This is a genomic window from Acinetobacter sp. 25-47-122 (assembly GCF_056779695.1).
This window is the reverse complement of record NZ_JBWYIJ010000014.1, coordinates 24,248-46,756: the sequence shown is the minus strand read 5'-3', so window position 1 is coordinate 46,756 and position 22,509 is coordinate 24,248. Positions and strand designations below refer to the sequence as shown.

The 22,509-nt window shown below is 38.0% G+C and carries 14 protein-coding genes and 1 pseudogene; 10 read left to right on the top strand and 5 right to left on the bottom strand.

Annotation, left to right across the window (positions count from 1 at the left end; all coding sequences use genetic code 11):
- Nucleotides 1-17 precede the first annotated feature (17 nt).
- Nucleotides 18-230, top strand: a pseudogene (locus AC1M9P_RS12860) (HNH endonuclease); the annotation flags it as partial.
- A gap of 11 nt (nucleotides 231-241) precedes the next feature.
- Here the strand turns inward: AC1M9P_RS12860 and AC1M9P_RS12855 are convergent.
- Genes AC1M9P_RS12855 through AC1M9P_RS12840 form a run of 4 tightly spaced genes read right to left on the bottom strand, consistent with a single transcriptional unit; the run spans nucleotide 242 to nucleotide 7,955 of the window.
- Nucleotides 242-937: a M48 family metallopeptidase gene (locus AC1M9P_RS12855; RefSeq protein WP_481587856.1), complete on the bottom strand. Its 696-nt coding sequence runs from the start codon at nucleotides 935-937 to the stop codon at nucleotides 242-244.
- Nucleotides 934-4,014: a type I restriction endonuclease subunit R gene (locus AC1M9P_RS12850; protein ID WP_481587855.1), complete on the bottom strand. Its 3,081-nt coding sequence runs from the start codon at nucleotides 4,012-4,014 to the stop codon at nucleotides 934-936. The genes AC1M9P_RS12855 and AC1M9P_RS12850 overlap by 4 nt, the downstream gene beginning before the upstream one ends.
- Before the next feature lie 36 nt (nucleotides 4,015-4,050).
- Nucleotides 4,051-5,235 (bottom strand): restriction endonuclease subunit S, encoded by a 1,185-nt coding sequence (locus AC1M9P_RS12845; RefSeq protein ID WP_481587854.1) that lies wholly within the window; start codon nucleotides 5,233-5,235, stop codon nucleotides 4,051-4,053.
- Complete coding sequence (locus AC1M9P_RS12840; RefSeq protein WP_481587853.1) at nucleotides 5,232-7,955, bottom strand: N-6 DNA methylase; 2,724 nt, start codon at nucleotides 7,953-7,955, stop codon at nucleotides 5,232-5,234. The genes AC1M9P_RS12845 and AC1M9P_RS12840 overlap by 4 nt, the downstream gene beginning before the upstream one ends.
- Before the next feature lie 330 nt (nucleotides 7,956-8,285).
- Here AC1M9P_RS12840 and AC1M9P_RS12835 point away from each other — a divergent pair, with 330 nt between their 5' ends.
- The 5 genes from AC1M9P_RS12835 (at nucleotide 8,286) to AC1M9P_RS12815 (ending at nucleotide 16,611) form a co-directional block, all read left to right on the top strand.
- The gene (locus tag AC1M9P_RS12835; RefSeq protein WP_272341555.1) at nucleotides 8,286-9,068 is read left to right on the top strand and encodes a uracil-DNA glycosylase family protein; all 783 of its coding nucleotides are present in this window, start codon (nucleotides 8,286-8,288) and stop codon (nucleotides 9,066-9,068) included.
- Between the two features lie 113 nt (nucleotides 9,069-9,181).
- A complete protein-coding gene (zorA, locus tag AC1M9P_RS12830; RefSeq protein WP_481587852.1) occupies nucleotides 9,182-11,245 on the top strand; it encodes an anti-phage ZorAB system protein ZorA in 2,064 nt (687 codons plus the stop codon).
- An 18-nt stretch (nucleotides 11,246-11,263) separates the two neighbouring features.
- A complete protein-coding gene (zorB1, locus tag AC1M9P_RS12825) occupies nucleotides 11,264-11,995 on the top strand; it encodes a type I Zorya anti-phage system protein ZorB1 (RefSeq protein WP_104489538.1) in 732 nt (243 codons plus the stop codon).
- A gap of 4 nt (nucleotides 11,996-11,999) precedes the next feature.
- Nucleotides 12,000-13,376 carry an EH signature domain-containing protein gene (locus tag AC1M9P_RS12820; RefSeq protein WP_347454423.1) on the top strand — a complete coding sequence of 459 codons (1,377 nt, stop codon included), beginning with the start codon at nucleotides 12,000-12,002 and terminating at the stop codon, nucleotides 13,374-13,376.
- A 13-nt stretch (nucleotides 13,377-13,389) separates the two neighbouring features.
- Nucleotides 13,390-16,611, top strand: coding sequence for a DEAD/DEAH box helicase (locus tag AC1M9P_RS12815; protein WP_481587851.1), 3,222 nt, complete (start codon nucleotides 13,390-13,392; stop codon nucleotides 16,609-16,611).
- A 79-nt stretch (nucleotides 16,612-16,690) separates the two neighbouring features.
- On the opposite strand, the gene AC1M9P_RS12810 is transcribed toward AC1M9P_RS12815, so the two are convergent.
- Nucleotides 16,691-17,422, bottom strand: a complete 732-nt coding sequence (locus AC1M9P_RS12810; RefSeq protein ID WP_481587850.1) for a Fic family protein — start codon at nucleotides 17,420-17,422, stop codon at nucleotides 16,691-16,693.
- A gap of 390 nt (nucleotides 17,423-17,812) precedes the next feature.
- Between AC1M9P_RS12810 and AC1M9P_RS12805 the strand changes: the two genes are divergently transcribed.
- From AC1M9P_RS12805 to AC1M9P_RS12790, 4 genes are all read left to right on the top strand, one after another.
- Nucleotides 17,813-18,745, top strand: a complete 933-nt coding sequence (locus AC1M9P_RS12805; RefSeq protein WP_481587849.1) for a LysR family transcriptional regulator — start codon at nucleotides 17,813-17,815, stop codon at nucleotides 18,743-18,745.
- A gap of 99 nt (nucleotides 18,746-18,844) precedes the next feature.
- A complete protein-coding gene (gene tcuA / locus AC1M9P_RS12800) occupies nucleotides 18,845-20,239 on the top strand; it encodes an FAD-dependent tricarballylate dehydrogenase TcuA (protein WP_481587848.1) in 1,395 nt (464 codons plus the stop codon).
- 2 nt (nucleotides 20,240-20,241) lie between these two features.
- On the top strand, nucleotides 20,242-21,387 hold the full coding sequence (tcuB, locus tag AC1M9P_RS12795) for a tricarballylate utilization 4Fe-4S protein TcuB (protein ID WP_481587847.1): 1,146 nt from the start codon (nucleotides 20,242-20,244) through the stop codon (nucleotides 21,385-21,387).
- Nucleotides 21,388-21,481: 94 nt separating this feature from the next.
- Nucleotides 21,482-22,474 (top strand): Bug family tripartite tricarboxylate transporter substrate binding protein, encoded by a 993-nt coding sequence (locus AC1M9P_RS12790; protein ID WP_481587846.1) that lies wholly within the window; start codon nucleotides 21,482-21,484, stop codon nucleotides 22,472-22,474.
- The last annotated feature ends 35 nt before the right edge of the window (nucleotides 22,475-22,509 follow it).

Genomic DNA, 22,509 nt, shown 5'->3' with positions numbered 1-22,509 from the left:
CATAAGCTACGTTACATGCTGATTCAATCTGTAATTCTAAGAAAAGTAATCTACTTGTATCAGATGAGTTTTTGCATCAGTGGCAGGAGCAGAATGAAGAACAGGATTTGATAATTGTAGATCGGATTTCTGTACTTGGATTTTTAACAGATAAAGAACGTTCACATAAGTTGGCGGATGTAGGCGTATCGCCAAGCAAAAGAAAAAATTATGTCATATGGAGTGGTTAGTGACTGATAATCTAACCAAAATGTAAAGGCATCTCGCTCAGCATTTGCTTTCGTTGTTGCCAGTCAGGCATATGCTCATCTAAAAGGCTGATAAATCGGTCACCATGATTTGCTTCAAGTAAATGCAACAGCTCATGAACAATAATATATTCAACACTCGCTTTTGGCTTTTTAGCAAGTTCGGTATTTAAACGAATATTTTTGTCTTTGGGGTTGCAGCTTCCCCATTTGGTTTTCATTGTACTTACAAGCAGTTTATTAGGCTGAACGTGTAGTTTTTCAGCCCATTGTAGAATAAGAGGTTCAGCAAATTTGCGTAACTCTTTACGATACCAACGATTTACGTAGTTTTGACGTTGTTCTAAGGTGTAATCTTCTGAGCAGAAGAAAACCATATTGAATGAATCATATTGAATAGATGGGCGTTTAGCCTTAGCAATGCTGAGTAAGTAACGTTGTCCCCAAATGTAAATACTCTCACGTTCGACATAAAGCCGTTTGCTTTCTCGGGATTGTTCCTTAAACTTTTTTTGTTCTTTTTTGATCCAAGAAAGCTTAGAAATTGCATATAGTTTTAAAGATTCTTCAGACACATAAGAGGGTGCTGTCATTTTGACAGCACCTTCAGGTGGATAAACACTTAAATGAATGTTTTCAACATCTTTAAGTGTTAAATCAATCGTGATATCACCAATATGGATAATCATCTAAACTCGTCATGTCCTGTGAAGATATCCATTAGTTTATCTAATAAATCTTCATCTTGGATTTGTTTCTTAATCATATTGCGTAATTTTGAGGTTTTAAGCGAATGTGTTTGCCAACCTGCAGGTTTATTGTTGAGTACAAACTCGTGCATTTCGAGAGCTTGCTCTTCATGTTGAAATAAATTAAAGAGCGCCTTTTTACCTTTTGTATCGATTTTTGCGCTGGTTTTTACCACTGTACCTGAATGTACATCTTTCGCTAGTTGTTCGATTTGCTTTAAATATTCAGCATAGCGATCTGCACTGTCCTTACGGATTTTGATAACTTCTTCTAACAGCCCTGACATTTTGGCATGGAAAGCAGGGTCTGCTAAATGGTCTTTAATTAAGGTACTACGGATGTTATTTTCAATCGTTTCTGCAACTGAATTTCGATCCTTCATATTGTTTAATTTATTGGTAATGGTTTCTGCAATGCCAGTTTCCACAATCAATTGAATCAGAGTTTTATCTTCAAATGAACTGACTTTTACTGAATTTTTAGCATCGATATAATTATCAATCAGATAACGCATATCTGCTTCAAATGTTTTGAGGTCGAGATATTCACCCGCACGTAAACGAACCTTTTCTCTTAAATCTAAATAAAAAACCTCTTTTGCTTTTATCTCTTTAATCTCGTCTGCTGAATAGCCAATTTCTGCCAATTCATCTTTGGCATTGGCGAAGGCACGGAAGAAGGTTGCAACAGACTTATATAGTGTGATACGTCTTTGATAGGTTAGTTTAAGGTCATCAGGGTTTTCTGAGTTGCCACAAAAGAATTTTAAGCGATCTTCTTCACAGCTATTGGGTTGCACCATTTGCATCAGCAAATTGAGTTGCTCCATCGCATTGTCTAAATGCTCTTTCGCCATAATCTTACGATTTTTAATCTCAATTTGTGCTTCTTCAGATGCTGAAGTGTCTAATTCTGAGTTATAAACGGCAATAGCTTTTGCCATTTTCTGAAATAGGTTTTTATAGTCAATGATTAAACCATATTCTTTGTCAGTAGTGTCCAAACGGTTAGTACGACAAATGGCTTGGAAAAGTCCATGATTTTGCATCGATTTATCTAAGTACAAGACCGAACAAGAGGGCGCATCAAAACCTGTTAAAAGTTTATCGACAACAATGAGTAATTTCATTTCTGTTGGATGATCGACAAATTTTTTCTTAGCGTTATCGGTATAGGTTTCTGCCTTGGTTTTTTGCGGTTCAGATTTTACATTTTGCAAAATCTTGTCATAGGTTGCATAAATGTATTGGTCTTCCGTTTCGGTATGGCTATCTACAATAGATTTGCTGACTTTCGCAGGACTTGGCTCATAAGAGGTAATCAGTGCACAACGTTTTCGTAGAATCGGCGAGTTACTATCTTGAATGAGATTGTAGTATTTACATGCTTCATAAATACTAGATGCCACTAAGATAGCTGTACCACGTTGTTTAAGGCGTGGAATTCTTTGCATAAAGTCATTATTTATATCAAGCATGATTTTACGCATACGTTGCTCAGAGCTATTCAGCTTTTGACGCGTACCCCATTCTTTTTTGAGTTCGACTTGTTGCCATTCGTTTAAGTTACGGTTGCGCACGGTTTCTTTAAACCAATCGTCAATCGCATCTTGATCTGAGATGTATTGATCGACATCACGAGATTCGTATGCCAAATCTAGAATCACACCATCTTCTACTGCTTCTTTAAATAAGTAGGTATGAATATAGCCACCAAAGACTTCTAAACTGTTTTTAGCATCTTTTTTAAGAAGAGGTGTTCCTGTAAAACCAATCATCACGGCTTGTGGAATGATGGCTTTCATATAGCGATGTAAATCACCACTTTGAGTACGGTGACATTCATCAATAAAGACGATCACTTCACCAAAGACCTTAGATTTTTGTTTAGCAAGATCAGCAATGAAGGTATCGATATCTTCGACATCACGTTGTCCAAACTTATGGATCAGGGTACAGAGCAAGCGTTCCTCAGGATTTTGTAGCGCACTCATTAAGTTTGCGCCACTGCTTGCTCGGGTGACTTTTCGACCTGATTGAGTAAATACCTTTTCAATTTGTTTATCGAGTTCGTCACGGTCAGTAATAACCACAACACGGGCATGGGGTTTATTTTGTAAAATCCATTTGGCAAGCATCACCATCAAGATACTTTTACCTGCACCTTGGGTATGCCAAATAATCCCGCCTTGTTTTTTATTGACGTATTGTTGCGCTGCTTTTAAACCAAAATACTGGTGTGAACGAGGCAGTTTTTTGACGCCAGCATCGAAGATAATGCAGTCGTAGATGATTTCTAATAAGCGTTCTTTGTTACACAAACGACGCAAATATTTAAACAGGATATTGTCTTCTTCAACATCTGCGTCTTCTTTCCAATTTAAGTAAAATTTAGATGGGGTAAGGGTCGTCCCATATTGCAAGCCTTGTGACGTATTACCTGCAATTAAGAGTTGTGTGGTATTAAAGAACCAAGGATTAAACTCAGCTTGTTGATTGGACACCAGTTGAGCAATACCTTCACCAAGCGATACACTGCCACGTTTGAGTTCGATGACACCAATAGCAATACCATTAATGTATAACACGAGGTCAGGGCGACGGTCTGCTTCAACGCCTTTTAGTGTGACTTCTTCAGCCACATAAAAGCGATTATTTGCTCGGTTTTTCCAGTCGATGAGAAAAATAGTTTTTTCATTTTCTTCGGCGCTCATTTTCACGCCGACACCCATACGCAATTTGCCATAGAAGGTTTTATTGACTTCATATAAGCCATCGTACTTATTCGATAAGACTTTATTTAACTCATCATAAACCTTGCTGATCTCTTGATCTGAATGACCTTGAGATTTTAAGAATTCGGTTAAATATTTAGGTTCAATATTGCTATTGTTTTCACGGTACTGCCAGTTACCTAAATAGCTAAAGCCTAGGGATTGTAATACATCAATGACTTGTTGTTGAGTATGTGCTTCATTGTTTACGGTATAGTCCATATTGATTGCGTCTAAAGTCATGTTGTGTATTACTCCCCCTAAAATTTTATAAATGCTCTAGGCCAAACGAATTTCGCCAGTGAGTAGTTTTTGCATCATACCTTGCTTGATTTTTTTGAACTTTGATAATTTCTGTTCTAAGTTATTCAATTCAGCAGTGCTATTTTGAATTAGTTTAGATATTTCAATCTGTTCTTCCAAAATAGGTAAATAAATTTTCATATCAGCGATCATTTCTTTACGTACAGAGTCTACGGATGATTTAGCTGTCATCGACATAATACGATTATAAAAATTTCTACTGAAATACAGATAGAAAAAGTATCCATGTAATTTTTTATGGAAATTCGACATCAAATAAACACGTTGATGGATATCACATTTCCCATTTATGTAATGAAAAATCTTACCTGTGCCTACTCCATCTCCAGCAGTAAGAACACCTTCACCATCGAAAGAGTATGTATTACTTGTTTCAATAGTTTGAGATCTAACGAAGAAAGGATACGCTCCATCACTTACTTTATCTTGAGTGTTCTTATCTCCAGTAGTAATTGATAAAAGATCGCCTATATTAAAAATTTCCCAATCCTCAGGAATTTTACCTAACTCAGAGTCTTTATAGCCTTTTGCCGTACCATCTTCATTAAAAGCAAACTCTTTTAAACGCTGTTTGCCTGTTAAAAGATTGACCATTAAGCCTTCTTTGATCATCTTTTTCTTTTCGATGAGTTTTTCTAATGTAGAAATATAGTTGTCTACATCGGTTAAGGCTTGAGCGATTTTTTGTTGTTCGGCTAGTGGTGGTAACTGAATTGGATAATTTTCTAACTCATTCAAGTCCACGCCTGTTTGCCCAGATGTCCGACGAGATAGCTTATCGATATGTTTGAAAAGACGATCATTTCTTAGATAGTGCCACGCAAAATCTTTGAGAATATTTCCTTTAGGCGTAACTTTGATTAATGCAACATTATAAGCGCCTTCTAGTCCTCTCAAAATTTGAAAGATAGGTGGACCATATCGACCAATCATAATGTCATCAGCATCGCAGAATCGGCGAGCTAAATCTTTTGGAATATAAGTCGTATATTTATCTGTCTTATAATCACGAATTTGGATAAGTCGAATGTATCCTTCGTGCTCAGTTTTAGAGAAAACGCTAAGAGGGGGTTGAGAGCCCCCTGTAAAGATTAATAGCTCGCCTAACGTTGTTGGTGTCCATTGTTGTAATGCACTCATAGCTCAAACCCCATTGCAACCAAATGAGCCTCCACTTGCTTTTCCAAATCTTCAACACTTTGCGTCAGTTGTCCTAAAGTAAACTCATAACGCTCTGCCAACTCACGTACACGCACGGTTAAACGCTGTGCCACACGCTCAACATCGGCATTAATCTGCTTGGCTAAATCGGCTAGCCATTTATCATCCGTCACCAATTCCTTAATTTCTGACTCGGTTAAATTAGCATAATAATTAAAGGTATCCGTATCCAATTTAGTTTCTAAATCTTTGACCAAAGTCTTTTGAGCTTTAATCTTATTGGTTAAATCCATCCAACGATACAGCACCGCCAAATTATCAAAATTATCTAGCGAATCTTCACCTTGATTATTTTTGATTAACTCAGAAATACCATTTTCAAAAATCTCATATTTATTTTTCATGAGGCTTTTTGCATTTTTTAACTGAGTAAAGGCTGTAGCATAACGCTCAATAATCGACTTTTCTTCACTTGACTGTTGTTCAGCAAAAGCAGCCATCTTTTTGGCTGTGGTATTTTTGGCTTTCAGCATTAAGGCAATAATCGTATTTTCTTTTTCTAAACAGTCCAAAATCCCTTGCGCATTTTCCAGTTGTTGCTGCGCTGCACTGTAAATTGAAAAATCAGCCGCATAAGCTTTTGGTGCAGCATCTAATACTTCAGATTGCCAAAGCTCTTTCACGTCTTTTTCTTTAATCCCTTGCTCAAGAATATCCTCATCACCTGAATGATTTTCTTCATGCTCAGTCAGTTCTTGAGTGAGCTCATCTAACTTGGCCTGCTCACGTGCTAACTCATCACGACGATCAGCAAAGTAACGATTAATCACCACTTCTTTTGGTACTAAATCGGCTTTCCAACCTTTATCTTTTTGCTGACCTTTTATGGTTTCAATAATACGCTCGGCATTGACCTTCCAATCATCTGCAGCAATGATATAAGCATCATCCTGCATAATGCCTTCCCAGTAATCCATCAAAATTTGGTAGATACTGTAATGATCGACAAGATCTTGCCCTTGATAGTGAGCAAGTAAAGATTCTGACAGTTCAGTAATTAATTCTTTAGGTTCGAATTCATTGGCTTTGAGTGATTTAAGTTTGACTTCAGCTTGATCTGCCCAAACTTGGAAATGTGCTTGCATTTTTTCTTTGAATGCAACGAATTCAGCATCTTGGTTAATAAAGCTTTTTACTTCATGTGTTGCACAGTTAAGCGCGGCATAACCATCACGTAGGGGACTAAAGAGTTTGCTCTTAAGCTGAGGACAAACTTTCCAATAGTTGGCTAAATCTTCAATATCTGCATTTGGAATACCACCTTGTAAATGCGCTTCAATATCTTGGATATCTTCAGCTTCACTATTGTCGATATAACGTGGCAAATTCAGGTTATAGCCGTTTTTAATGATTTCATCTAAACCGACCATACGTGCATAACGCTCGTCATGCGCTTCAGGATTTTTAAAGGCATCAATGATTTTATGTAAATCACGCTCACGTAAACGGTTTTTTGCGCCATCTTTAATAAAGCCTTGGCTTGCATCAATCATTAAAATGCCTTTACGTGCTGCAGCATTTTCACGATCAATCACGATAATACAAGCAGGGATACCTGTACCGTAGAACAAGTTAGCAGGTAAACCAATAATGGCTTTAATAAAACCATAATCCACTAATTTTTGGCGAATATCCGCTTCGGCATTACCACGGAATAAAACACCGTGAGGCAGAATACATGCTGCTTTACCTGTCGATTTTAATGATTTAATGATATGGAGCAGGTAAGCGTAGTCCCCTTGTTTTGATGGAGGAATACCAAAATCTTCAAAACGACCATACACATCAGCATCAGCGGTAGAAATATCTAAGCCCATTGACCATTTTTTATCTGAAAATGGTGGGTTAGCTACAATGAAATCAAAACGTTGGAGTTCACCATCGACAAGAAATTTAGGCGTTGAAAGGGTATTCCCTTGGCGGATTTCTGCCGTTGGCGAACCATGCAAGAACATGTTCATTTGTGCCAAAATGCTCGTCGAAGCATCTTTTTCTTGACCGTATAACGAAATATCATCACGGTTCGCTTTAGCAGCGACACGAAGGAGGAGGGAGCCTGAACCACAGGTTGGGTCATAAACAGTGGTGTCACCACGTGCTTCAAATTCATCAATACCCACAATTGAGGCAACAATACGGCTGACTTCTGTTGGTGTATAGAATTGTCCTTTACTCTTACCGCTTTCAGAAGCAAAGTGCCCCATGAGATACTCAAACGCATCGCCAAGTAAGTCATCGCCATTGGCAAGGTGATTTGAGAAATCAAGTTCTGGTCGTTGGAAAATCGCAATAAGGTCAGTTAAACGATCTACTTTTTCTTGACCATCACCAAGTTTGGTTGAGTCATTAAAGTCAGGCATTGCTTTAACATTTAGCGCACAGGCTTCGGCAAGCGGGGCAACGATTTGCTTGTTAATCAAGTCGCCAATTTCGGCATTACCTTTGAGCTCAATCATGGCACTAAAAGTCGCAGATTCTGGGATATCGATAAAATCTAATTGTTCTTTTTTATCACTAACATATTTGATGAAAAGTAAAACCAAAATATAATCTTTGTATTGGCTTGAATCCATGCCTCCACGAAGGTTGTCACAGCTTTCCCAAAGTGAAGAATAGAGTTCTGATTTTTTAATAGCCATAGTAACTGCAGTATAAAAGCTTGAATGGAAGTTGAACTGAATATTAGCAAAAAAGAGATAAAAATAAATTTAAAAGATTTGGCTAGAAATATTAAAAGACTAGTTATTACGACAATTTGTGACGTACTGGAAAGGCTGATAAGACAATGGGGTAAATTGGGGTAAAAATCTAGATCCTTAATTTTTTTAATGCTTAGATTTCATTAGTGATTTTGGGTGAGTTAAACTGCCACCACCTCAAAAATAATAAAAATTGAAGAATAACTTTTATTGATTACAAGAAATGTTTTAACTTAATTGTTTCTTAATAAGTTTTTTAAATAGGAAAATATGGCTACTAAATCTTACTCAGAAATGCTTACAGCTATTAAAAAAGTGAATCTGGAAAATTCGAAAGATTTATCAGCCTTAGATTCATTAAAAATCTTGGAACATGGAAATATTAGTAGTTACTACATTCCGTTTGATTATGTATCAGAAAAAGCGAAAGTAGTCCTAGTAGGTATAACTCCAGGTAAAACTCAATTATTTAATGCTTTATCATCTGTGCAAAGATCTTTAATGAAAGGGCTAGAGCAAGAGGATGTTCTTAAAATAGCTAAGAATGAAGGGGCATTTAGTGGAACACTACGTAAAAATTTGATCAAATTATTAGACCATATTGGCTTACATAAAAAGCTAGGTATATCAAGTACTTCAAGTCTTTTTGATAAAGATGCTTATTTAGTGCATACGACTTCTGTATTAAGGCACCCTGTATTTATTAATGGTAAAGATTATAGTGGGTCAACACCTAATATGCTGAAACACCCGTTATTACGTGACATGATTGATGTCTATTTAATGGAAGAAATTAGCAAATTGCCGAAAGCAATTTATATTCCTCTTGGCCCTAAAGTTAGCCAAGTTTTTGAGTATCTAATTCAGCAGGGATCATTACAAGACCAGCAGGTATTGTTTGGATTGCCACACCCATCTGGTGCAAATGCTGAAAGAATTGCATATTTCTTGGGGAATAAAGCACGAGAGTCATTAAGCCTAAAAACTAATCCAGATTTACTTGATCAAGCTAAGCTAAAAATCTTGGAAAAGTTGTCTTTAAACACCAATTAGTTTTTCTAAAATATCTCTTCTTTATCCTAGACATAGTAAAGAAGAGATATTCATATTGAGTTGTTTGATATAATTTTCTAATTGTAATTTATAAAAATACTATGGGGTATGCAGTGAGTTTTTTGACAATAGCAGAATTTTTACAAAGTTATTATGTCATACCGGTTGCAATGGTGATTTTTGTCTCCTTTGTAATGTATTTTTTTGTCAAACAATATTGGTTTCCTGCCAAGAGATTAGCGCAGAATTTTGATGAAATTATTCAAAAATTGAAAGAAGATCAGCAGTCACATACAGCTAAACATGTGCTTGACGAAATTTTTTCAGAAGATGGCGAACTGAAACATGCTTGGGAGAATTATAAGAACTCTCTGCATGATATTCGTGAAGAAGTCGATGGTGAGTCAAAAATTATTGCCTCCCGATCAACTGTTTCAAGCGATGCTTTTTTTTCTCAAATCGCGATTATTGATACACCACTGAAAGTTGATTTCTATAAACACATTCCGGGCATTATTACCGGTGTTGGTATTATTGCTACCTTTGTTGGATTGCTATTTGGTTTGCTAGCTTTTGATCCAGCTGGTGATCCATCCAAAGTCCAAAACAGTCTTGCCTTACTTTTAGGGGGTGTTGGTGAGGCATTTATGGCATCTGGGCTTGCGATCTGTATTGCAATGTTTATTACTTGGAAAGAAAAGTATTGGCTAAGAGAATGCTATGCAAAGCTCGAGACACTGACTAGCGTCATTGATTTGAAATTTGAACCTGATGAAACAGGTGAAGAGTATCTCGCACAACTTTTAAAATCTAGTCAAGCGAATGAAACCAATGCACGTCAATTAAAAGACAGTTTGGTCAATGATTTAAAAGTAATGATGACAAACTTAGTCGAGGAAAATAAAAAGAATCAACTCGCATTTGCGAGCCAACTCACCGAGAGTTATGCCAAAACAAGTCAGGATATGGCGACGCAAATTGGTCAATCCATTACAGATACTTTGCAAGCACCGTTAGACAAGATTGCATCAAGTGTACAACAGGTTAGTGGAGATCAGGGTAGTCGGGTACAAGAGTTAATTACCGATGTTTTAACAGGGTTTATGTCCAAACTTGAATCTACTTTTGGTGCACAAATGCAGGGCATGGGCGAGATGATGACTCAATCTGTATCTGCGATGAAAGAAATGCAATTGGGGTTTAGCCAGCTTATTACAGATATGAAACTCAATAGTGAAAGTGCATCGGAAAATTTGCAAATGCAGATCACTAAAATGATTGAAGATATTCAGGCGAAGCAAAATGCGATGTCTGAGCAAATGAATCAAATGGTGGAACATTTATCGCAAGGTGCTGAAAAAATTGGTGAGCAGGGACAATATGCAATTGAGCAGTTAAATGGCAAGGTATCTGAGTTAATTGGCCATATGGGTGGCACCATGTCGAATGTAATGGCAGATATTGCAAAACAACGTATGGAACAAGATGAATTAGTTGCTAGCAACCAGCAAAAATTGCATGAGCAATCCTCAGCATTGATTGATCACTTGGGTGCAGAAATCAAAGAATTGATTGTGCATAGCCAACATGCTGTAAATGCATATAAAAACAATATGGATAAACTGACACAAGTGACCACAGAAAGTATTTCAGGAATGAATACTGGTGCTGAAAAAATGCGTCTTGCTGCAGATCACTTTAATACGGCAGGTTCATCGTTAACCACGGTTACAGATAAAACATCACAGTTGATTTCAGAGGTCACAACAACATCCACCCATTTGACAAGCGCAAGTAGCAATCTGATTTCCTTGCTCGGTGATTATAAAAACTCACAAGACAGTGTGAATAAGGCAATCGCGACACTTGAAGGGCTTATTCAACAAGCACAGACAGAAGTTGGTATGAGTAGCAAAATGCTTGAAGATATGAATCACATGACTTCTGCATTAAATCAAGTGAAGAAAGAAATGCAGGATTATCTTGATCAAATTGGCGACGTGATGGAGAAAAGTTTTCAAAGCTTTGGTACTTCTGTTGAAACTAGCCTGAATCACTCGCTTAAAGTTTATGACAATACACTTGATCAAGCAGTTCAACGCTTGTCAGTCGGGATTGAAGGATTAAGTAAGTTTGTTGAAGATCTTGAAGAGCTTGTGACTCAGAAGAAACATTAATATTGGAGTACTTAAGTCATGTTTGGTAATCGGTACTCTAATACCTCACGATCTAAAGATGAAGGTGAAAAGCCATTTTGGATTTCTTTTGCCGATCTGATGACGGCCTTAATGACCTTGTTTCTTGTGGTTATGGCTGTGTCTTTAATGATTGTGACCAAGAAAATTAATGAAGCGACGCAAGCAGAAGATCAGCGTAATGCGGATATTTTAAATATTTGTCAAAATATTCAGAACAGTGCACGTTTAAAAGATGCTGGCATTGAAGTGGACTGTAAAAACAACCGTATCAATTTTGGGGAAGCTGGACGTTTTGCACATAATGACTATCGTTTAAATGAGGTGGGGCGTCACCGCCTCAATACCATCGTGCCGATTATTCTTGAGGAAGCGAATAATCCTTTAGGTGAAAAATGGTTTAAACAAATTGTCATTGAGGGTTTTACTGATACGGATGGCTCTTATTTATACAATCTTAATTTAAGTTTAAGACGTTCAGAATGGGTGATGTGTAGCTTACTTGATCCAAAGTTTAGTTCAGGTTTGTCTTTAACTGAACAGGAAAAACAGCAAGTGAAACAGCTTTTCTTAGCAGGTGGTGTTTCATTTAACTCAGCAAAGGACAGTAAAGAAGCCTCGCGGCGTGTGGAATTAAGAATGCAGTTTTATGGCTTAAAAGAAAAGGAAAATGCTGAACCACAGCCACATTTCGTCTCATCTCCTGTTGAAACTTGTCAGTTGGCGAGGTAATGCGATGACAATAGAACGTTTGCAACGTCGGTTAGAACATAGTTTAAGCCAGCTTTTCCCTAAAGAAACTACATATAGTAAGTTTGTTCAGCCTGTACGTTTAACGAAAACCTTACAGGTATTAGAGCGAAAATTTGATGATCTTGAAAATGCAATTCCAGTAGACGCCAAAATATTCAAAACGATTTCGAAACTTGAGCATTCAGGATTTGAACAATTTACTCGAAGAGATTGGAAAAATTTAGCTTGGGCATTAAGTAAGGTTTTGCCGGATACCCAAGAAAAACTTATTTTTAATGATATTGGCAAACGTATTGTTCAGCATTTTAATCAAGCAGAACAGAGCATCATTAACTTGGTTTATTTTCCATTATTGTATAGTTATTTTGCTTTAGCGAAAGAAGATATTGCAGCGAAGCCAGCGGTTTGGTTGACATTGCGAGATATATTGAATCGTCATAAGTCGAATGTTTATAAAAGTACGCAACGTCCAAAACAATGGATGACAACTTTAATTGATCATGCAGACATTTTATCTGATACACCAACCAAAGCATTTGTGAAACAGTTCTTACAAGACAATGATGCGAGTGGGATTCAAAAGGAACTCGAAAGTCTAAGAATTGCACCGAATAGTTGGTTTTGGGATGATTTAATCAAGTCTTCTATTCAGTCCATTCGACAGATGAATGAAAAAGACTATTTCAAATCTATTGCACGTTTTATTACGCTGTCAGAGCAGAATAGCTTATATCGTCGAGATATTCTAGCGGCGTTGTTAGAGCGTTATGCAAAAACATCTGAACGTGACAAGGTACATGAAACACTCAAGCAAATGGCATTAGATCAATGGGGGAATCCACAATATGATTCTTCAGCAGGTTGGAATAATGTAAATCCTGATACAAAACGTATGGTGGTTCAATGGTTTGTCAAAGCCGACTTGGAAGCGTTCTTTAATCTATTTAGTGAAAAAGCAGATGTTCAAAGATTTGAATATTGGATGAGATATATTGACCAAATTAGCTTCTCTCAAATATTCCTAGGAACTAGCGCATTAAACTCTACACGACACCAACATCTTAATTTTAGAAAAATGAATAGGGGGAGACTGAAAGAGCTAAGTGGGTCAACAACATCAACAAATAATGCGTTTCTTTTAAAAATAGGCAATATCTATATTGTCGATTTTTCAGAAAAAGGTCATGCATGTTACTTCTATAATAGATTGCCTTATAAAGATTATGTTGGAAGAATAGATATTAAATCATTGAGGAATCAGGAAACCTGTATAGATCGTCAGACACGAAATGGTAACTGGCAACCTCGTTTTGATAATGCTTTAGCACGTCTTGGAATTTTTTCGAGAAATAGAAGGTAAAGAGCTATAGACTATGAAATTAGCATTTTGGAAAAGAAAGAAGTCAGCTGATGAGGTTATTGAAGCGCACGTGCCACAAGCACCAACACAGTCCTTAACCTACAATGACTTAGGTATTACGTATCCGTCTTTACGAAATGCTATGACGGATGCGGATTTCTATTGGCAAAGTCTTGAAGAAGAAGCTCTGGCATATTTGACGGATGAGGGCTATGTCTTACCTTGGGAAGAACTATTCCAGATTTTAAATGATGAAGATCATGCAAGTGTGATTCATCTATTACATTTACCTAGTAAAGCCAATGTACGCCCAATCATTAAAAGTGAAGGTGGTTTAAGCGATTCAACTTTTAAAATCATTTTAGATGGTTGGCTGAATGAACAAAATATTAGACTCAAAAATCAGCCTGAGCGTATTGGCGCCATTTTAAGAATAGATGGTCAAGAATATTTGTTGAATGAACAAAATTTTAAAGTCGTAGAGCAGCTAAAAGAATTTTCAAGAATACAAAATAAAGATAAAGCATTAAATCAAAGATATTTGGCTAAGATTAGAAATCTAGCCAAAAAAGCCAATGCCAATTTAGATAATTTTTTAAGAAAAACCATTGTATTGGCACCGGAAAAGCTACAATTAAATTTAAGAAAAAATCTGATTAGCCAAGAAGCGGTGGTCGAAGTACAGCCGGTATTCGATGAAGCGCCAAATGACTGGTTAACAACGTTTGATCAATATCAGCAGGTTCAGGATCAGTACAGTATTAGTTTGCCAGATGGGGAAATTGCCCATGTTGTGATTGAGCCTGAGGTGAAACATGTGCTGCAAGAAATTAAAAAAATGCCAAATCGGCGTGTGGCAGGTGAGCAAGCTCAGGCATTTTTACATAATCCATTTGCACAGTTGGGCGAAGATGCTCTAGATGTGGTGACACCTGAAAGTTTTGAAGCAGCCAAACAACAAGCTGAAATTTACAGCTACACCTTAAGTATTCACAAAAATTACAATGAATTAAATCTCTATACCTCGGCAACGCTCAACTTGCTCGAAAATTCTGAAAGAGATACAAACCCAATTGTCTTAGCGCTGAGTAATCTAGAACAAAGCGCATATTTCATTCAGGCATATGAACGAAATACGCCATTTTTTGTATGGGCGGGTTATGAAATTGAACGTACAAGTGTTTTAGACCAAGAGATAAAAACACTCAAGCAAGACTTAGAGACCATCCAAAAATATCAGGATGCAGCACAAGCACAGCAAGTTTTGGATTTATCGAACTATAGTGATCGAGTCATTGGCATTGGTGAAGCACCAAAGCTTCATTCAGAATTTATTCAGAGAAACAGTGGAGAATCAGGTTGGTTACCACAGCATTTAATTGATCTATATGATCAGACTGATACTGATGCTCAACTAGAGGACATGGTTACTGCACTTGAAAAATGTATTCAAGCTGCAGAACAGGATGGTTTAACAGAAGTGGCGTTGCCACATGCGGATCAAAAGTTGTCAATTGAGCAAAGCAAACAACTTTTAGAAGAATTACGTCAAAAACATCATGCACTGAATAACAAAGAAGTGAGGCAAGAAGAAAATTCTGCTCAGAAAAAAAAGAGAGATACGCTCTTAATTGCTAATAACATTGATGAGGCTGAGTATAGTAAACAACGTGCAGCACAACTTGCATTTGATCGAAACAATTTTCCTGCACCAAGATTGCCAACAAGTTTTAGGCAAAGCGAATTTAGTTTAAAACAGCATCAACGTTATGGTGTTGCGTGGCTACAGCATCTCCATCAATATGCGCCTGAACAGGTCAGTGGATGTCTATTGGCGGATGATATGGGTTTAGGTAAAACCTTACAGCTATTATGTTTTATTGGCGAATATTTGGAAAATGCCAAAAATAAAAAGCCTGTGCTCGTGGTTGCGCCGGTTTCATTACTTGAAAACTGGGAAGCGGAAGCCAATCGCTTTTTTAGTCGCCAATTTCCTAAAATTTTAAGCTTATATGGCGATCATCTTAAAACAAGAAAAATTCCTAAACACTTGATATCCGCACAGCTGCGTGAAAATCATGGCATTACGCATCTGTTAGAAGAAGACTGGCGTGGTGATGCAGAGATTGTGTTAACCACTTATGAAACCTTACGTGATTTAGAATTCTCTTTGGCACGGGAAGACTGGGGGATCATGGTGTGTGACGAAGCACAAAAAATTAAAGTGCCAACCTCAATGGTGACTAAAGCGGCTAAAGCGCAAAAAGCGGATTTTAAAATTGCTTGTACCGGTACACCCGTGGAAAACTCTTTGACCGATTTATGGTGTCTATTCGATTTTATTCAGGAAAATTTACTTGGTCCGTTAAATGAGTTTGGGAAAAAATATCGTAGACCGATAGAAGATGCTGAAGTCAGTGATGAGAAAGTCTTAAATGAGCTGAGAGCATTGATTGATCCTCAAGTCCTAAGACGAATGAAAAATGATGTGGCTGATTTACCACCTAAAATTGAAGTAGATAGTTGTAAAACAATTCATATTTCTAACTTACAAAGAAAATTATATGCCGATGTGGCCCAACATTTTCGTAAGTTGTCTGCTGAGGGAAATCGTGGCGCCATGCTCAGTAGCTTACACAAATTGAGAATGATTTGTGCACATCCTTTAGCAGAAGATCCAATGGCAACACTCAAAGATTCACCAAAAGTAGATTGGTTGTTCAATACCCTGCAGATGATTCAGCAAAGGAATGAAAAGGCCATTATTTTTACGGAGTTTAGAGAAATCCAAGTATTTCTGAAGCGCGTTTTAATGGAACGTTTTGGCTTAAATGTCACCACTGTAAATGGCGATACCAATACAAGCAGTAAAAGTGGGTTAACTAGACAAAATTTAATTGATAAGTTTCAAGAAAAGCCAGGATTTAATGTAATTCTTCTTTCTACTACAGCAGTAGGGTTCGGGGTAAATATCCAAGCGGCAAATCATGTTATTCATTATACACGTAGCTGGAATCCTGCTAAAGAAGATCAAGCAACTGACCGCGCTTATCGTATCGGTCAGCAGAAAGAAGTTTATGTGTATTACCCAACGATCTCTGCACCTGATGGGGAGGAATTAGAAACTTTTGAAGTGAAATTGGATAGACTTTTAGGGAGTAAACGCGTACTTGCAACAGATATGCTTCAACCGAAAACGGATGTGAGTAAAGAGTTAATGCAATTAATAGACTAGTGTGATTGTTTAAAATATCAGAGTTGCTAATAACCTAATATTTTCCCTATCATCATTCTGAAAAAATAATAGGGAATTTTTAGATTCCTAAAATTAATTGATATGGTTTAAACCCCTCTAGCACAGCTTCAGCAACCAACTGAATGAAAGGCTCAGTTTTTCCATAAGCCATCCACTGATCCAGAGCTTCATAGTAGGCTAGGCGATTTTCGACTGTAATAACGCAAGGCGGATATCCAGCTTTGAGTAACTCAAGGTTCATTAAGAGACGAGATGTACGTCCATTGCCATCAATAAATGGATGAATGCCAACAAAATCGGCATGTACTTTAGCAGCACGTTCAATAGGGTGAAGCTTGTGCGCTTCGGAATTATACCAATCCACGAGCTGAGCCATCTTGTCATTCAATAATGTATAGTCGGGTGGAGTAGTGGTAGCACCTGAAATCAATACGTTTTGTTGGCGATAACGTCCTGCATTGTCATCATCAATATTTTTTAGGATAAGTTGGTGAATATTGCGAATCTGCCATTCAGAAAACGGTTCTTCTTTTCGAATAATATCTTCAACATAGTAGATAGCATTTCTATGGTTGATTGCTTCGAAATGTTCTCGTAAAGCTTTTCCACCAACAGTTATGCCTTCCAAAACTACTTTTGTTTCTAGCAATGTAAGCGTATTGCCTTCAATTGCATTTGAGTGATATGTCCAACGTAGAATAAGATCTTCTTGAAGGTTTTTTACAATAGCAGGAGAAAGAGGACGATGCTGATCTAATTTTTTCTTTAAAGCATCAATATTTTCAAACATAGCCTTGTCCCTGAAATTGTACTATCAAATGATACATGAAAAAAAGAAACATATAAAAGTAATGATATAACATACCGTTTTATATTGAATCCATACATGTTAAACTCAGTACCTAAATTCAAATCCTAGAAGTGGGTTTGAACAAAATTAGTTTTAGTATTCAATTCACTAAATCTAATTTGGGTAAATATTGGGTACAAAATTTATCTATTATATAAATTAAGCTTTGAAATCATTGGTTTAGGATTTGAGTTCAATCGACGCCATCTCCACCAAAATTCTTGTTATAAATCAGCCACTTTTTTAAGTGGCTTTTTTATTGCTAATTAAAACTGATAAAACGAAAAAGTACGATGCTTATTTAATATTCGTATGGGTAGGGGGAGGCATATGGAACTGAAGCAACTTAGATACTTTATTACGATTGTTGAGTCAGGAAGTTTAGGTAAAGCTGCGCAGAAGTTAGATGTGGGCACATCAGCACTTAGCCAGCAAATTGCAAAGTTAGAAGATGAGCTGTGTACACGGTTATTGCAACGTAACTCTACAGGTGTGACTCCAACGCCTGCAGGTTTAGCGTTTTTCAAACAGGCACAACTTTCACTTCGTCATGCGCAATATGCAATAGAAGCGGCGCATTCATCACGCTTGACAGGTCATGTGAGTGTGGGATTTTCACCCAGTATTGCATCAGTACTCGGCATTCCCTTCATGCAACTAATGTCGGAGCGTTATCCCGATATAAAAATTCATTTAGTCGAGAGCCTATCTGGTAATCTCACCAATTTAGTCAATGCAAGGCAACTAGATATTGCGATCATTTTTACTAAAGATGTCGATAGTAACTGGGCTGTTCAACCTTTATTGAAAGAGCAAATGTTCATGATGGCCAATTGTGCTTTGTTAAAAGAGCAGGGTTATGAACAATGTATTTTAGAAGGAAAAATTGATTTAGAAAAAGTGAATAGCTTACCACTTGTATTGCCAAGTCAGAGACATGGTTTGCGTAAATTTCTTGATCAAAAAGTTGAATTATTAGATGTTGACTATGAAGTAGATGGTCTACATCTTCTGATGAATTGTGTTAGCAATTTAAACATGGCAACCATTCAACCTGTCAGTGCACATTTTGATTATCTAAAGTCGGATATTTGTTTATTAAAAGTGGTTGAACCAGAACTTGATCGAATTAATTATTTAATTAGTTTGGCTGAAGAAGAGCTTTCACCCGCGAGCTTAGCAACTAAAGTGGCGATTAAAAGCACAGTTAAAAGCTTGATTCAGAAAGGACTATGGCCAAGTGCTGAGTTATTAGACTTTTAACCTATTTAATTTTATTAAACACCTATTTAAATTCTGCCTATCACGTTAATTCGCACTTTTAGTCTTAAATTACATCAAATTCGAGAGGGAAGACATCGAATGCATGATGTAATTGTGATTGGCGGTGGGAATGCCGCATTGTGTGCTGCACTGACAGCAAGAGAACAAGGCGCATCTGTCTTATTATTGGAAGCTGCACCCAAAGAGTGGCGTGGGGGGAACTCTCAGCACACTCGTAATTTACGTTGTATGCATGACGCACCACAAGATGTTTTGGTGGACGCTTATCCTGAGGAAGAGTACTGGCAGGATTTGTTAAAAGTTACCGCGGGCAAGACCAATGAACATTTGGCACGCTTGGTGATTCGAAGTACAGCAACTTGTCGAGATTGGATGCGTAAGCATGGGGTGAATTTCCAACCACCGCTGTCAGGGGCACTGCATGTCGCACGTACTAATGCATTTTTTATGGGCGGTGGAAAAGCTTTAGTTAATGCCTATTTTAGAAGCGCACAAGATTTAGGTGTTGAGGTTCGCTATAGCACCAAAATTGTTGACTTGGACATAGAAGACAATACTTTCAAAGCTGCTATTGCTGAAGATGGTACACGTTTTGAAGGAGCGGCTTGTGTTCTTGCTGCAGGTGGTTTTGAATCGAACATCGCATGGCTTAAAGAAGCTTGGGGACAAAACGAAAATGGTGAGTGGCCAGCGGATAATTTTATTATTCGTGGTACACGTTTCAACCAAGGCAACTTACTCAAATTTATGATGGATCAAGGAGCCGATATCATTGGCGATCCATCTCAATCGCATTGTGTCGCTGTCGATGCACGTGCTCCTTTATATGATGGTGGAATTTGTACCCGTATTGACTGTGTATCTTTAGGGATTGTCGTCAACAAAAATGCAGAGCGTTTCTACGATGAAGGTGAAGACTTCTGGCCAAAACGTTATGCGATTTGGGGGCGTTTAGTTGCGAAGCAGCCGAATCAAATTGCCTATTCAATAATTGATTCAAAATCCGTTGGACGTTTCATGCCCCCCGTATTTGAAGGCACGAAAGCAGATAGCATTGAAGAGTTAGCAGCAAAGCTAAATTTAGATGTGGCGACCCTCTCGAAAACGGTGGATGAGTTTAACCAAGCCTGTGTTGTTGGTGAGTTTAATCATACTGTGCTTGATAATTGTCATACTGAAAATTTAAGCCCTGCGAAAACCCATTGGGCTGTTCCGCTGAATCAACCCCCTTTCTATGCTTATGCACTTCGTCCGGGGATCACTTTTACTTATCTCGGCTTAAAAGTAGAGGATGATGCGGCCGTTCGTTTCAATAATCGGCCAAGCCCAAATTTATTCGTTGCAGGTGAAATGATGGCTGGCAATGTGTTAGGTCAGGGTTATACCGCAGGTGTGGGGATGTCAATTGGAACGACATTTGGTCGTATTGCAGGAAAAAATGCGGCGAATGCTGCACTGATGTTGGGAGTTTAATTATGAATGCCAATGCAAAAAATTTAATTCCTATCGTGCAGTTGAGTCAGAACGAATATCAAGTCAAACAAGCCTTACAGATTTGTAATGCTTGTCGTTACTGTGAAACATTTTGTGCGGTTTTCCCTGCCATGACCAAACGTCTTGAGTTTACGCAGGCGGATATCCACTATATGGCTAATCTTTGTCATAACTGTGGTGCATGTTTACATGCTTGCCAATATGCGCCACCGCATGAATTTGGCGTCAATATTCCGCAAGCCATGGCACAAGTTCGATTAGAGACTTATCAAGAATTTGCAGTCCCTGCTGCATTTGGATCAATCTATCAAAAAACAGGCATTCCACTGGTTTCTGCAATGTCAGTACTATTTTTCTTACTGATGTTGGCAGGTGTTTGGATGAATGGCACCGATCTATTTGGTCGCTACCAAGGTGATTTCTACGCCATTTTTCCTCACAATTTCTTAGCAGTGCTGTTTGGTTCAGTGTTTATTTTAGCGTTTGTGCTATTGGGTTTAGGCATTGCTAAATTCTGGAAGCAAACCTCTAAAATTATTCCTGAAGGCGTGGCGCAGCCAGATATTCTACAAGCATCTAAAAATGTTCTGACGCTCAAATATTTAGATGGTGGGCATGGCAAAGGGTGTAATGAAGAAGATGATCGATATACACAAATCCGTCGTGTTTATCATCACTTCACGATGTATGGCTTTTTACTCTGTTTTGCAGCAACAAGCGTTGCAACGTTCTATCACTATTTTCTTGGTCTTCAAGCACCATATGCCTACAGCAGTTTACCCGTAATTTTAGGTACGTTGGGTGGGATTGGCTTAATCATTGGCCCAGTAGGATTGTTATATCTCAATATTAAACGTCATCCTTTACATGGTGATGTGAAGCAAAAGCCAATGGACCGTGGATTTATTTTCTTGCTTCTGCTGATCAGTGTCACAGGCTTATTGTTGTTGGCATTCCGTGATACTTCAGCCATGGCGTTATTGCTGATTATTCATCTAGCGACTGTCATGACTTTCTTCTTAACAATTCCCTTTGGTAAGTTCGCTCACGGTTTCTACCGCAGTGCAGCTTTATTAAAGTTCGCTGTCGAAGAGCGAATTGCAAAACAACGAGCTAAAACGAAGTAAAGACCCAGACCAATCTAGGCCAGAGGCTTAGATTGGAAATAGGTAAAACATGGACATACATCAATTAATAATTCAGCAATAAGGATAGTTTGCTATGAAAAAAATGAAATGGTTAGCATTGGCATGTACGGGCGCTGTGTTAATGGGCTGTGGTACAGGAAATGCCTCCAAAGAACCTGGTCAACCTAAGCGTGCAGAATGTATTGCACCTGCTAAGCCAGGTGGCGGATTCGATATGACCTGTAAATTAATACAATCTGGTTTTAAAGAAACTGGCGTGATGACTGACCCAATGCGTGTAACTTATATGCCAGGCGGTGTAGGTGCAGTGGCTTATAACAAAATCGTCAACAACGATCCTGCAAATAACAACGCTGTTGTAGCATTTTCAACGGGATCGCTATTGAACTTAGCTCAAGGCAAATTCGGTAATTTCACAGAGAAAGATGTGAAGTGGCTTTCAGGCGTTGCGGTTGATTATGGTCTTGTCGCTGTTCACAAGGATTCACCTCTTAAAAACCTTGATGATCTCATGAAAGCGTTGCGGGACAATCCAAAGAAAATCAGTTTTGGTGGTGCTGGGAGTGTCGGTGGTCAGGACTGGATGCAAACCGCAATTTTGGCGAAAAAGGCAGGTATCAATCCTGCTGATATGAGTTTTGTTGCTCTAGAGGGTGGGGGTGAAGTTCTCACTTCACTTTTAGGTCAGCACATTCAAGTCGGTGTAGGGAACGTCAGTGAAATTGGCTCACATTTACAGTCAGGTTCAATCCGTGTACTGGCTGTATTTTCTAAAAATCGTTTGGAAGGCAAATTTGCAAGTTTGCCGACAGCACTTGAACAAGGCTATGACCTGGAATGGCCTGTGATACGTGGTTTCTATATGGGACCTAAAGTGAGTGATGAAGCATATAGTTGGTGGAAAAATGCCTTTGACAAGATGATGGTAGATCAGAAATTTGATGCAGTACGTGAAAACCAAGATTTACTCCCATTTGAAATGACAGGCGAGGAAATCCAAGCATACGTCTATAAACAAACGGATGAAATGCGTCAATTATCCGAAGAATACAAATTATCAAAATAACAAACAAACTGAGTTGGGGCGCATGTTCTAACTCA